Source organism: Phaeobacter sp. CC-HEC084 (assembly GCF_059429255.1).
Genome location: NZ_JCAIJQ010000002.1, coordinates 834,923 through 847,828, shown reverse-complemented (window position 1 = coordinate 847,828; position 12,906 = coordinate 834,923). Strand labels below are relative to the sequence as shown.

The following is a 12,906-nucleotide window of genomic DNA, read 5'->3' as shown; positions in this document are numbered from 1 at the left end:
CAATTGACCTGAGTATCCCCCACAATCAGGCGAATGTCCCGCAATATTTGCTGTATTCTGGGCATCAGACTTTTTTGCGGAACATAGTGGAGCCTTCTGCATGACACACGCCCCCGCCCCCCAGAGCCCCGACACACAGCAGGATCAACTGCGTTATCGCATTGATGCAGGCACCTACGTCGACCAGGACGCCATGCGCGACCAGCTGGTTGCCACCGCCGCCCTGCCCGCTGCCGAACGTGCGGCGATCTGCGCCAATGCGGCCGCCCTGGTGCGGGATATCCGTGGCCATTCGGCCCCGGGGCTGATGGAGGTGTTCCTGGCGGAGTACGGTCTGTCGACCGACGAAGGGATCGCCCTCATGTGTCTGGCCGAGGCGCTACTGCGGGTGCCGGATGCCGACACCATCGATGCCCTGATCGAAGACAAGATCGCGCCGTCTGACTGGGGCAAGCACCTCGGTCACTCCTCCTCCTCGCTGGTCAATGCCTCGACCTGGGCCCTAATGCTGACCGGCAAGGTTCTGGATGAGGCCAAGCCAAGCCCAGTGCGCGCATTGCGCGGCGCCGTCAAACGTCTGGGTGAGCCGGTGATCCGCACCGCCGTGGGCCGAGCGATGAAGGAAATGGGCCGCCAGTTCGTTCTGGGCGAAAGCATCGAAAGCGCGATGAAGCGCGCCGCCGGAATGGAGGCCAAGGGCTACACCTATTCCTACGACATGCTGGGCGAGGCCGCGCGTACCGAAGCGGACGCCTCCCGCTATCACCTGTCCTATTCAAAGGCGATTTCCGCCATCGCCGTCGCCTGCAACAGCGATGACATCCGCAAGAACCCCGGCATTTCCGTGAAACTCTCGGCGCTGCACCCGCGCTATGAACTGGCGCAGGAGGCCCGGGTGATTGAACAGCTGGTGCCACGACTGAAGGCGCTGGCGCTGCTGGCCAAGGCCGCCGGGATGGGCCTCAACGTCGATGCCGAAGAGGCCGACCGGCTGTCGCTGTCGCTTGAGGTGATCGAGGCGGTGGTCTCTGATCCGGCACTGGCAGGCTGGGACGGCTTTGGGGTTGTGGTACAGGCCTATGGCCCGCGCACCGGTCTGGCGATTGATGCGCTCTATGAGATGGCCGAGAAGTACGACCGCCGCTTCATGGTGCGGCTGGTCAAAGGCGCCTATTGGGACACCGAGATCAAGCGCGCACAGGTCGAAGGCATCGACGGCTTCCCGGTCTACACGAACAAATCGCTGACCGATGTGTCCTATATCGCCAATGCGCGCAAACTTCTGGGCATGACCGACCGCATCTATCCGCAATTTGCCACCCACAACGCCCATACGGTCAGCGCCATCCTGCATATGGCCAGCGACAGCAGTGTCTACGAATTCCAGCGCCTGCACGGCATGGGCGAAACCCTGCACCAGATGGTCAAGGAGCAGAACGGCACCAACTGCCGGATCTACGCGCCCGTTGGGGCGCACCGTGATCTGCTGGCCTATCTGGTGCGGCGTCTGCTGGAAAACGGTGCCAACAGCTCTTTTGTGAACCAGATCGTGGATGAGAACGTCCCGCCCGAGGTGGTGGCCGCCGATCCCTTCGATGCGGTTACCGATGTCAGCCGCAGCATCCCCACTGGCCCCGAGATGTTTGCGCCCGAGCGCAGCAACTCCATGGGGTTCGATCTGGGCCACGCGCCGACACTGGCTGCCATCGAAGCCGCCCGCGCGCCTTGGCGCGATCACCAATGGCAGGCAGGTCCCCTGCTGGCAAGCACAGCCACACCGGATGCCGCCGAGGATGTGACCAACCCCTCGGATCTGACGCCAGTGGGACAGCTCACCCCTTCGAGCGCGGCGGATATCGAAACGGCGCTGTCCTCCGCCCAGCCCTGGGACGCCCCTGCCGCAGAACGGGCGGCAGCGCTCAACAAGGCGGCGGATCTGTACGAGGCAAACTATGGCGAACTCTTTGCGCTGCTGGCGCGGGAGGCGGGTAAGTCGATCCCCGATGCCGTCGCCGAGCTGCGCGAAGCGGTGGACTTCCTGCGCTACTACGCCGCCCGCATTCCGGATGCTGCGCCAGCCGGGATCTTCACCTGCATTTCGCCCTGGAATTTCCCGCTCGCGATCTTCTCGGGGCAGGTTTCAGCAGCGCTGGCTGCTGGCAACGCCGTTCTGGCCAAACCGGCCGAGCAGACGCCGCTGATCGCCCATCGCGCCGTGCAGCTGCTGCATGAGGCAGGCGTGCCGCGTTCCGCCCTGCAACTGGTGCCCGGTCCCGGCTCGCGCGTTGGTGCGGCCCTGACCTCGGACCCGAGCGTTGGCGGCGTGGCCTTTACCGGCTCAACCGCAACAGCCCTGCGTATCCGCCGCGCCATGGCGGCAAACCTGAAACCCGGCGCGCCGCTGATTGCGGAAACCGGCGGGCTGAACGCGATGATCGTGGATTCCACTGCGCTGCCGGAACAGGCCGTGCAATCGATCCTCGAAAGCGCCTTTCAATCCGCAGGCCAGCGCTGCAGTGCCCTGCGCTGCCTCTATGTGCAGGAAGACATCGCGGATGATTTCCTGAAGATGCTGAAAGGCGCGATGGACACGCTGACCCTTGGCGACCCCTGGCATCTGTCCACCGACAGCGGCCCGGTCATCGACGCAACCGCGCGCGCGGGCATTCTGGCCCATATCGACGCCGCGCGCGCCGAAGGCCGGGTGCTGAAAGAGATGCAGACACCGCAGGGCGGCACCTTTGTGGCGCCCACTCTGATCGAAGTGCCCGGCATCGCCGCGCTGGAGCAGGAAATCTTTGGTCCGGTGCTGCATGTGGCGCGTTTCAAATCGCGGGATCTGGACCGGGTGATCGCCGAGATCAACGGCACCGGCTATGGGCTGACCTTTGGCCTGCACACCCGGATCGATGACAGGGTGCAGCATGTCTGCGACCGGATCCACGCGGGCAATATCTACGTCAACCGCAACCAGATCGGCGCCATCGTCGGCAGCCAGCCCTTTGGCGGCGAAGGCCTGTCCGGCACCGGCCCCAAGGCGGGTGGCCCCTTCTACCTGTCGCGCTTCTGCGCGCCGGATCGTCAAAACAGCGCAGAGACCTGGTCAGGCGCTGCAGGCCAGCTGCCCGGCGCACTCGGGACGGCTACGGCGCCCGTCACCACCTCTCTGCCCGGGCCGACCGGCGAATCCAACCGGCTGACCGTCACCGCCCGCCCGCCGCTTCTGTGCATGGGTCCGGGAGCCAAAGCTGCCGCCGCACAGGCCAAGGCGGTCATGCAGCTTGGCGGCACCGCCATTCAGGCGAACGGCATGCTGGACATGCAGCAGCTTGAGAGCCTTCAGGATATCGCTGGCGTCCTGTGGTGGGGCGATGAGGACACCGGTCGCCAGATCGAAGAGACCCTGGCCAAACGGGACGGCCCCATCGTGCCGCTGATCCCCGGACAGCCCGACCGTGCCCGGGTCCTGGCCGAGCGCCACGTCTGCGTCGATACGACGGCCGCCGGCGGCAACGCCGCGCTGCTGGGCGGCAACGCCTGACGCTCAAGATCCGGCAACAGCTCCGCCCGATAACTGCTTGACGCTGGGCCGAAACCGGCCCAGCGTTCCCGCATGTTTCCGCTGCGTGATCACAATCCATCCGGGCGCACGCCCTATGTCGTCTACCTGCTGATGGCAGTGAATATCGCGGTGTTTCTATATGCCGTGACCACCTACACCAGCCCCCGGCTGATGGCAGGCTTCTACTATACCTACGGCATCGTTCCGGCTGAACTCTCCTACGGTCGCCATCTCAGTAGCTTGTTCACCTCGATGTTCCTGCACGCGGGTTTCATGCATCTGGCCGGGAATATGCTGTTCCTTTGGATTTTCGGCGACAACCTCGAAGACGAGATGGGCCACCTGCCGTTTCTGGGTTTCTACCTATTGGCAGGGCTTGGTGCCGGACTGATCCACGTGATGGCAGGCCCAATGTCCAACGTGCCCACGGTCGGGGCATCTGGTGCGATTGCCGGGGTCATGGGCGGCTACCTTCTCATGTTCCCGAAGGCGCGGGTGGATATCCTTCTGGTGCTCATCATCTATTTCCGGGTCTTTTCGATCCCTGCCTTCATCATGCTGGGGGTCTGGCTGGCGCTGCAATTCATCGGCGGGCTTGGCGCTGATCCCAACACCGGCGGGGTCGCCTATTGGGCGCATACGGGCGGTTTCGTCGTTGGCATGGCGCTCTGCCTGCCCCTGTGGATGAAACGCGGCGGCCCTGTGTTCTGGAACCGTACCCATGGTCGCCCCGACCATCCTGATACCCATTACACCTATAGCCCCAGCCGCGTTCCCCGCCTGCCCCGCAAGAGCCGCCAACCGCATTCAAGGCCGGGTCCCTGGGGCAAATAAACCAAATCCCGCCCAGGTGGATAAATGAAGAAGCGCGCGCAACCGCTGGGATTGCACGCGCTTCTTCATGTGGAATTCTTGTGGACGTCCTGGGGATAACCCCGGCACCCCTGTCTTGGGATCAGCCCCGGATCACTTTCGCAAAGGCTTCGAACATCGGTTCGTTCGCGCAAACGACTTCGCCGGATTCGAGAATGCTCTCCTCGGGGTCCAGCGCCTCGATCAACCCGCCGGCCTCTTTGACGATGATGATGCCAGCCGCCATGTCCCAGGCGTTCAGGCGACGTTCCCAGAACCCTTCGTAGCGGCCAGCCGCCACATAGGCCATGTCCAACGCCGCAGCGCCCCAGCGGCGCACACCGGCGCAGGCGGGCATCAGCCGCGCCAGATCCTGCAGGGTCGCAGGCAGATCCGAGCGGCCACCAAACGGCAAACCGGTTGCAAAAATGGATTCGATCATCCGGTGACGGCCCGACACCCGGATGCGGGTGTCGTTCATCCAGGCACCGGCGCCCTTTTCGGCAAAGAACATCTCGTCCTTGGCGGCATCATAGATCACTCCGGCCACGATCTTGCCCTTATGCTCCAGCGCAATCGAAATCGCCCAATGCGGCAGGCCGTGCAGGAAGTTGGTGGTGCCATCCAGCGGATCCACGATCCAGCGGCGGGTAGGATCCTCGCCGGGGGTCTCTCCGCCCTCTTCGGCCAGCCAGCCGTAGGTCGGGCGCGCGCCCATCAGCTCATCCTTGAGGATCTTTTCCGCGGCAATATCCGCCCGGGACACAAAGTCACCCGCGCCTTTCATCGAGACCTGAAGGTTCTCAACCTCGCGAAAGTCTTTCACGAGGGAGCGGCCTGCCTTGCGGGCGGCCTTGATCATCACATTAAGGTTCGCGCTGCCAATCATATCTGCAGACTCCTGTGTCGGTCGGGGAGATGCCGGTCAAACCGTGCCTATACGCGCCCTGCCCCTTCTTGCCAAGAGCCAATACCCTGCAATTCCGGGACAGCGTCTTTGCCTTCTTTGCCGTCGGGTTATTTTCGAGGATGGTTGCATTCCGCAAAACTGAACTACACAGTTCAGATAAGCCGCATCGCCCCAGTGAGACACAGGTGAGACGGACAGTGACACAATGGATAGGGAGATCCAAATGACCGAACAGATGCAGCGTATCGTGCTGGCCAGCCGCCCGGACGGCGAGCCCACGGATGACAATTTCCGCCTTGAAACCGTTGACCTGCCGCAGCCCGGCGAGGGCGAAGTGCTTGTTAAATCGCACTATATGTCGCTGGATCCCTATATGCGTGGCCGCATGGACGATGCCAAGTCCTATGCCGCGCCGGTGCCTATCGGCGGCACCATGGAGGCCGGCGCCGTGGGTGAGGTCATCGCGTCGAACAGCCCGCATTTCAAACCGGGCGATTTCGCCTTTGGCATGCTGGGTTGGGCCAGCCACGGCTGCCTGCCAGCCAAAGAACTGCGCAAGCTGGATCCGGCACAGGGTCCGATCACTGCAGCGCTTGGCGTGCTGGGCATGCCCGGTTTTACTGGATGGCATGGCTTGACCGCCTATGGCCGACCTGAAGCGGGCGAAACCCTGGTGGTGGCCGCCGCAACCGGTCCCGTTGGTTCAATGGTCGGACAACTGGCCAAACTGGCAGGCCTGCGCGTTGTCGGCATCGCGGGCGGCGCCGACAAATGCAAACTGGCGACCGAGACCTTCGGCTTTGACGCCTGCCTGGATCACCGTGCCTATGCCGATGCGAAATCCCTGCGCAAGGATCTGGCCGAGGCCTGCCCCAAGGGCATCGACATCTATTTCGAGAACGTCGGCGGCAAGGTGCTGGAGGCGGTGCTGCCGCTGATGAACCCGCATGGGCGTATCCCGATCTGCGGCATGATCGCCTGGTACAACGCCGGCGGTCTGGGCGCAGGCGCATCGGATGTGGCGCTGACCGGACCGAACATCTGGCGCAATATCCTGGTGAAATTCCTGTCGGTGAACGGCTTCATCATCTCGAATCATTTCGACCGCTACCCGGAGTTCCTGAAAGAAGTCGCGCCCAAGGTTGCCTCGGGTGAAATCCGCTTCCTTGAGGACATCGCCACAGGTCTGGAAAACGCCCCCGAGGCGTTCCGCTCGCTGCTGAAGGGCGGCAATACTGGCAAGCAGATCGTCAAACTGATCTGACCGCCTGTTTACGTCCAAGAAACCGCCCCCGCCGAGATCAGCCCGGCTGGGGCACTGCCAAACGCGTTATTGCTGCTGAAGCTTGCGCGCCTCGACCTTGGCCAGGCGGATCAGCTCTTGCATATAGGGCTTTTCGCGGTCCTCGCTGCGCACCGCAGCATAAAGCCTGCGGGTAATCCCCTCTGCGGTCAGCGGCCGGGTCACATAGTCCGAGGAATACTTGACCTCGCGCACCACCCAATCCGGCAGAACCGATACCCCCCGGTTCGAGGCCACCAGCAACAGGATCACGGCGGTCAACTCGACCTGACGGATAGACGCAGGCTCGACCCCCGCCGGTGTCAGGAGCTGGCTGAACACATCCAGACGGGATTTTTCCACCGGATAGGTGATCAGCGTCTGATCCCGGAAATCCTCAGCCTCGATATAGGGTTTTGCCGCCAGCGGGTTCTGCGATGAGGCGACAAAGACCGGTCGGTAATCAAACAACTCGATGAATTCGACGCCCGGCAGCGTGTCCGGGTCGGAGGAGACCACCAGATCCACCTCTTCCTTTTGCAGCGCGGGAAGTGCGTCAAAGGCGAGGCCCGGGCGGATATCCACATCCACGTCCGACCAGCTTTTTCGAAATGCTTCAAGGACGGGGAACAGCCATTCGAAACAAGCATGGCATTCGATGGCGATATGCATCCGCCCGGCGTGACCCTCGCGCAGGTTGGAAAACTCGGCCTGCGCGGCCTCGACCTGCGGCAGCACCTGTTCGGCCAGACGTAACAGCCGCAGCCCGGCAGGCGACAGTTTCATCGGCTTGGAGCGGCGCAGGAACAACTCCACCCCCGCTTGTTCCTCCAGCCCCTTGATCTGATGGCTGAGCGCGCTTTGCGTGATGTTCAACTGCTCGGCCGCGCGGGCCAGACCGCCGGCTTCGTGGATGGCCTTGATCGTGCGCAGATGGCGGAATTCGATGTGCATTCTATCGCGTCGCTCATGTTGTTCTTGAGAATTATGAGTTTGTCTCACAATGCTGCGTGTGCAACAAGAGGTCAAATCAGTCGGAGATCCCCTAATGAAGACCCCTGACATCTCGTTCGAGTTCTTTCCGCCGCAGTCGCTTGAGGCTTCTTTCCGCCTTTGGGACACGGTTCAAGTTCTGGCACCGCTGGACCCGCGCTTTGTATCTGTCACCTATGGTGCCGGCGGCACCACCCGCGATCTGACCCGCGATGCGGTGGCGACGCTGCATAAATCCTCGGGCCTCAACGTGGCCGCGCACCTGACCTGCGTGCAGGCAACAAAGGCCGAAACGATGGAGATCGCGGACCGCTTTGCCGAGGCAGGCGTGTCTGAAATCGTTGCCCTGCGCGGCGACCCGCCCAAGGGCGAAGGCAAGTTCACGCCCCACCCCGATGGCTTTGCCAATTCTGTCGAGCTGATCGAGGCCCTGGCGGACACCGGGAAATTCACCGTGCGTGTCGGCGCCTACCCTGACCAGCACCCCGATGCTGCAACCGCTCAGGCCGATGTCGACTGGCTGAAGCGCAAGCTGGACGCAGGCGCGGACGAAGCGCTGACGCAGTTCTTCTTCGAACCCGAAACCTTCTTCCGCTTCCGCGATGCCTGCGAAAAGGCGGGCATTGACGGCTCGAAACTGACGCCGGGCATCCTGCCGATCGAGAACTGGAAAGGCGCCCGCAACTTTGCCCGCCGCTGCGGCACCAAGATCCCCGCATGGGTCGAAGATGCCTTTGAAAAGGCGCTGCGCGATGACCGCGCTGATCTGCTGGCCACCGCGATGTGCAGCGAGCTCTGCACCGAGCTGCTGGAAGGCGGCGTCGAAAAGCTGCATTTCTACACGCTGAACCGTCCCGAGCTGACCCGCGATGTCTGTTTTGCCCTTGGCATCACGCCCAAGGTCTCGCTCGAGAACGTGGCGTAAGACTTGCTGGCGCCGTAAGCCGCGCCTAGCCTCATTCCAAAATGGAACTCTGATTGCCCGGCCTTGGCGCCGGGCACTTCAATTGGATGGGGCATCTCTTTCATGTTCATTGCAAAATCGCCTGCGGACCTGCTGCCGATGTCGGAAATCACCCAGCTTTCGGGCCTTGAATTCATGCAAGGTATTCTGGATGGCAAACTGCCCGGCCCGCCCATCGGCGCGCAGCTGGGCTATGCTCTGCACGAGGTTGGCGACGGCCGCATTGTCTTCCGTGGCACGCCAGAGTTTTCCATGACCAACCCCATGGGCACCGTTCATGGCGGCTGGTACGGTACGCTATTGGACAGCGCCATGGCCTGCGCGGTGATGACCCGCGTGCCCAAGGGATCCGCCTATACAACGCTGGAATACAAGATCAACATCCTGCGCTCAATTCCACTGGGCGTCACAGTGGATTGCATCGGCGTCACCGACCACGTGGGGCGCTCAACCGGCGTGGCGCACGGCGAAATCCGCGGCGTCGAAGATGGTAAGCTCTATGCGACAGGTTCAACCACCTGCATCGTGATGAAACTGCCGCCCGCAAAAGGCTGATCGATACCTTGTGATCTTCAGTCTAGTTCGAACAGATCTCCAACCGCTTGCCCACCCTGTTCCTCGCTCCGGTGCCAGCCGATCCACATCGGTGCCTCACAGATGCCTCGCTCCAACAGCGCGGCAGAAAGAGCCTTGGCTAGCTTTTCGGGGGCACCAGACAAGCGATGCCTCTTTACGTAACAATCAACGCGCCAGTGCGGATTTACTCCTTCCGAGTAGTCAGGACGCCAGACAAAAAACCGGGCAACCGGTGTCAGTGTGGCGCCACTTCCTACTCGGTTTCCACGTCGATGGTAGATATCCCCAACTTGGTGTTCCTCACTGATCTGACACTCGGCTTCGTAGCTATCTGCTAAATCAAAGCGTTCTATTCGCATAGGAAAGCATTCCTCCACGCCCCTTGATCAACACGAAGGCTTAGCGTGCTGCGCGCGAGGGCCAGAACAGGCGCCAGGCCGAGCGCTTTTCCTTGATCACAAAACCCTTGGCGCTGCTGTGCAGACGCTCGCTCGGGTCCTTGCCCACCGGACGGCGACTGCGCAGCAAGAAGATCTTACCCCAGCCGCGCCAGGTGCCGACCGATGGCGCGCCGGGATCCACCGGGAACCGCATGCGCCAATCCTGCGGCAGCGGCAATCCGCAATCCTCGGCCTTTTCCAGCATCCAGACCAATGACAGGTTTGCAAGGGGCCTCGCCGCGTCAAAGCCCCCGAGATGCCCGCCCACATCGCCATGGGCGCCGCGGAACCACATCTGCTCCACCCGGCCGTTGAACCCGTCGGGACAGGACCACAGCACCGGGGCAAAGACGTCGCGGGTCTCCTCCAGCGCCAGCGCATGATAGCCATTCTTCACATGCGGGCCCAATTCATCGTTGTGAAAGCCATGCGGGTCCTTGGACCAGCGCCACAGCACCGGCAGACGAAAGCCCAGTGCCTTGACCGTGTCCCAGACGCCGATCATTTCGATCTGGGTTTCAGCGTGGCAATAGGCATCGTGAAAGGCGCGCGCGATCTCCGCGTCCTGCCCCTGCTGGTAATGGCGGTAGGCAGTGCGGATATTGCGTTCGGTGGCGTGTTCGGGCCGCAGCAGGCCCACCTCGCCGATCACACCGGCCAATGAGCGTACCGCATAGGCCCCGCGGCTGTATCCGATCAGGAAGATACTGTCGCCAGGCCGGTAGCGCGAGGCGAGATAGCCATAGGCACGACGGATCTGCCGGTTGATCCCAGTGCCCACCATGACATCCCGCGCACTGGACCAGCCAGTCCATTGCACACCGGTTTCGTAGAATACGGAAACTTCCGGGCCGACCTCCTTGCACAGAAGGTAAGTCTGCCCGGCATGGGATTCATGACCCGGCCGCAGCGAGGTCATGGTCCCGTCCAGAATGATCACATGGGCCTGCGGCCCGCGCAGCGCGGTCTCGGCGGAATGCTCGGACCGCAAAGGCCGTCCGAGCCATCCAAAGACACGTTTACTCAGCTGCGACAGAGACATCCCTTAGCACTTCCCATAGTTTCAGCGGCGTGAACGGCATGTCCATCTGGTGCACACCACGTGCCCAGACCGCATCCTGCACCGCATTCGCGACCGCCGCCATGGCGCCCACGGTTCCGGCCTCGCCGCAGCCCTTCATCCCCATCGGGTTCTGGGTCGAGGGCACGGCCTCGGTCGCAAAGCCGATCATTGGCATATCTGACGCCCGTGGCATGGCATAGTCCATGAACGTTGCCGTGAGCAGCTGCCCCTCTTCGTCATAGACCACATGTTCCAGCATGGCCTGACCCAGGCCCTGCGCAACACCGCCATGCACCTGCCCTTCGGCCAGCGCCGGGTTGATCAGGTTACCAAAGTCATCCACCACAGTATAGCGGTCAACCTCGGAAGCGCCGGTTTCGGGGTCGATCACCACCTCACAGATATGAGCCCCGTTCGGGAACGAGCGCCCCGGCAACGTGGCCCGCGCCGAGTGACGCAGCAACTCGGTCCGGCCCTGCGCGCGGGCCATCTCGGCCGCTTCAAGAACGGTCGGGGTAACGTTAGATCCCGGCGCGCGGAAGGTTTCACCATCAAATTCGATTGCGTCTTCCTCGACACCCATTTCATCGGCGAGGAAAGGCGTAAAGGCCGCGACCATCGCATCGACGGTGGCAAGGGTGGCATTGGCCTGCGTGGTGACCGAACGCGACCCGCCGGTGCCGCCGCCCTTGGCGATCAGGTCACTGTCGCCCTGCACCACGTGGATCTGGTCTGCGGGAATGCCGGTCTGATCCGCAAGGAACTGCGCATAAACGGTTTCATGCCCCTGTCCGTTGCTTTGCGTGCCGACATAGATATTCACCCGGCCGTCCTCCAGAAACTCCACTTCCGCGCCTTCCGAAGGATCACCCAAAATGCTTTCGATATAGTAACACAGGCCGACGCCCCGCAGTTTGCCCGATGCTGCATCTGCAGCCTTGCGGGCCGGATAGCCTGCCATATCAGCCTCTTCCGCGGCGCGGCTCAGCACCCGGTTGAAATCGCCGACATCATAGCTTTCACCAGTTACGGTGGCATAAGGAAAGGCTGCCGGGGCGATGAAATTGCGGCGCCGCAGCTCCCAGGGATCAACGCCAAGTTCACGCGCGGCCCGGTCCATCACCCGCTCCAGCACATAAATCGCCTCGGGGCGGCCGGCGCCGCGATAGGCATCAACCTGGGTGGTGTTGGTATAGATCCCTTCGACACGCAGCCAGGCGGTCTGGATGTCATAGACCCCGGCCAGAACACGGCTGAACAGGGTGGTCTGGATGATCTGGCCAAAAGGCGCGTTATAAGCGCCAAGGTTGCAACGGGTGTTCACCCGATAGGCGGTGATCTTCAGATCCGCATCAAAGGCCAGTTCCGCCAGCGAGGTCAGATCGCGCCCACCATTGTCCGACAGCATCGATTCCGTGCGGTCCCCAACCCAAAGCACCGGCCGTCCCAGAACCTTTGCCGCATGGGCGACAGCATAATATTCCGGATAGGGCTGCGATTTCATGCCAAAGCCGCCGCCCACATCCGGGGTCACCACATGTACCTGCCCTTCTTCAAGGCCCAGTTTCTTGGCGAGGTTGGATTTGACACCCCAGACGCCCTGCCCGCCAAAGGTGAAATGCAGACGGTCGTCCTGCCATTCGGCGAAACAGCCGCGCGGCTCCATCGAGTTGACGATAATCCGGTTGTCCTCGACCTGCAGCGCCACGGTATGGGCGGCCTCGGCAAAGGCAGCCTCGGTTGCGGCCTCATCGCCCATGCCCCAGTCAAAGCCGAGGTTGTCCGGCACATCCGGGTGCAGCGGCTCACCGCCCGGCGCGATGTCCATTTTCACCGGCAGGTCGTCGATTTCCAACTCAATCAATTCTCCGGCATCACGGGCCTGATCCATGGTTTCGGCCACAACAACCGCCACAGGTTCGCCCACATGACGCACGCGATCATGGGCCAGCATCGGCCGATGCGGTGCCGCCGCGCCCGATCCGTCACGATTCTTGATCAGGATGCCATCGATTCCGGTGTCATAGCCCGCCTCAAGATAGTCGGCATAGGTCACCACCATCTGCACGCCCTCGGCGGCGCGGGCATCTTCGACGTCCAACCGGGTGATCCTGCCATGCGCCACAGGACTGCGCAGAACCCAGCAGCGCAAGGCGCCCTGGGGAGCAGAATCCTCGATATAGCGGCCGTGTCCCGTCAGGAACCGGACATCCTCGACCCGTTTCACCGGCTGGCTTTTTCCGAACTTTTCCATGCTCATCCCC

Annotated in this window: 9 protein-coding genes; 5 read left to right on the top strand and 4 right to left on the bottom strand. The window is 62.5% G+C overall.

Features of this window, described 5'->3' with window-relative positions; all coding sequences use genetic code 11:
- Positions 1 to 100 precede the first annotated feature (100 nt).
- Positions 101 to 3,541 carry a bifunctional proline dehydrogenase/L-glutamate gamma-semialdehyde dehydrogenase PutA gene (putA, locus tag AC5SSZ_RS04465; protein ID WP_495437191.1) on the top strand — a complete coding sequence of 1,147 codons (3,441 nt, stop codon included), beginning with the start codon at positions 101 to 103 and terminating at the stop codon, positions 3,539 to 3,541.
- Between the two features lie 72 nt (positions 3,542 to 3,613).
- Positions 3,614 to 4,396 (top strand): rhomboid family intramembrane serine protease, encoded by a 783-nt coding sequence (locus AC5SSZ_RS04460; protein ID WP_495437189.1) that lies wholly within the window; start codon positions 3,614 to 3,616, stop codon positions 4,394 to 4,396.
- Positions 4,397 to 4,517: 121 nt separating this feature from the next.
- Here AC5SSZ_RS04460 and AC5SSZ_RS04455 read toward each other — a convergent pair whose 3' ends face one another.
- Positions 4,518 to 5,303, bottom strand: coding sequence for an inositol monophosphatase family protein (locus AC5SSZ_RS04455; RefSeq protein ID WP_065270677.1), 786 nt, complete (start codon positions 5,301 to 5,303; stop codon positions 4,518 to 4,520).
- A gap of 244 nt (positions 5,304 to 5,547) precedes the next feature.
- Between AC5SSZ_RS04455 and curA the strand changes: the two genes are divergently transcribed.
- The gene (gene curA, locus AC5SSZ_RS04450; protein ID WP_065270678.1) at positions 5,548 to 6,588 is read left to right on the top strand and encodes an NADPH-dependent curcumin/dihydrocurcumin reductase; all 1,041 of its coding nucleotides are present in this window, start codon (positions 5,548 to 5,550) and stop codon (positions 6,586 to 6,588) included.
- Between the two features lie 66 nt (positions 6,589 to 6,654).
- Here the strand turns inward: curA and AC5SSZ_RS04445 are convergent, their stop codons facing one another.
- A complete protein-coding gene (locus tag AC5SSZ_RS04445; RefSeq protein WP_274828422.1) occupies positions 6,655 to 7,560 on the bottom strand; it encodes a LysR family transcriptional regulator in 906 nt (301 codons plus the stop codon).
- Between the two features lie 94 nt (positions 7,561 to 7,654).
- Here AC5SSZ_RS04445 and metF point away from each other — a divergent pair, with 94 nt between their 5' ends.
- Both metF and AC5SSZ_RS04435 read left to right on the top strand, forming a co-directional pair.
- A complete protein-coding gene (gene metF / locus AC5SSZ_RS04440) occupies positions 7,655 to 8,524 on the top strand; it encodes a methylenetetrahydrofolate reductase [NAD(P)H] (RefSeq protein WP_065270680.1) in 870 nt (289 codons plus the stop codon).
- 102 nt (positions 8,525 to 8,626) lie between these two features.
- Positions 8,627 to 9,118: a PaaI family thioesterase gene (locus AC5SSZ_RS04435; protein WP_274838515.1), complete on the top strand. Its 492-nt coding sequence runs from the start codon at positions 8,627 to 8,629 to the stop codon at positions 9,116 to 9,118.
- A gap of 420 nt (positions 9,119 to 9,538) precedes the next feature.
- On the opposite strand, the gene AC5SSZ_RS04430 is transcribed toward AC5SSZ_RS04435, so the two are convergent.
- Positions 9,539 to 10,621: a T6SS phospholipase effector Tle1-like catalytic domain-containing protein gene (locus AC5SSZ_RS04430; protein ID WP_495437184.1), complete on the bottom strand. Its 1,083-nt coding sequence runs from the start codon at positions 10,619 to 10,621 to the stop codon at positions 9,539 to 9,541.
- The gene (locus AC5SSZ_RS04425) at positions 10,599 to 12,896 is read right to left on the bottom strand and encodes a xanthine dehydrogenase family protein molybdopterin-binding subunit (protein ID WP_495437182.1); all 2,298 of its coding nucleotides are present in this window, start codon (positions 12,894 to 12,896) and stop codon (positions 10,599 to 10,601) included. The genes AC5SSZ_RS04430 and AC5SSZ_RS04425 overlap by 23 nt, the downstream gene beginning before the upstream one ends.
- Positions 12,897 to 12,906 lie beyond the last annotated feature (10 nt).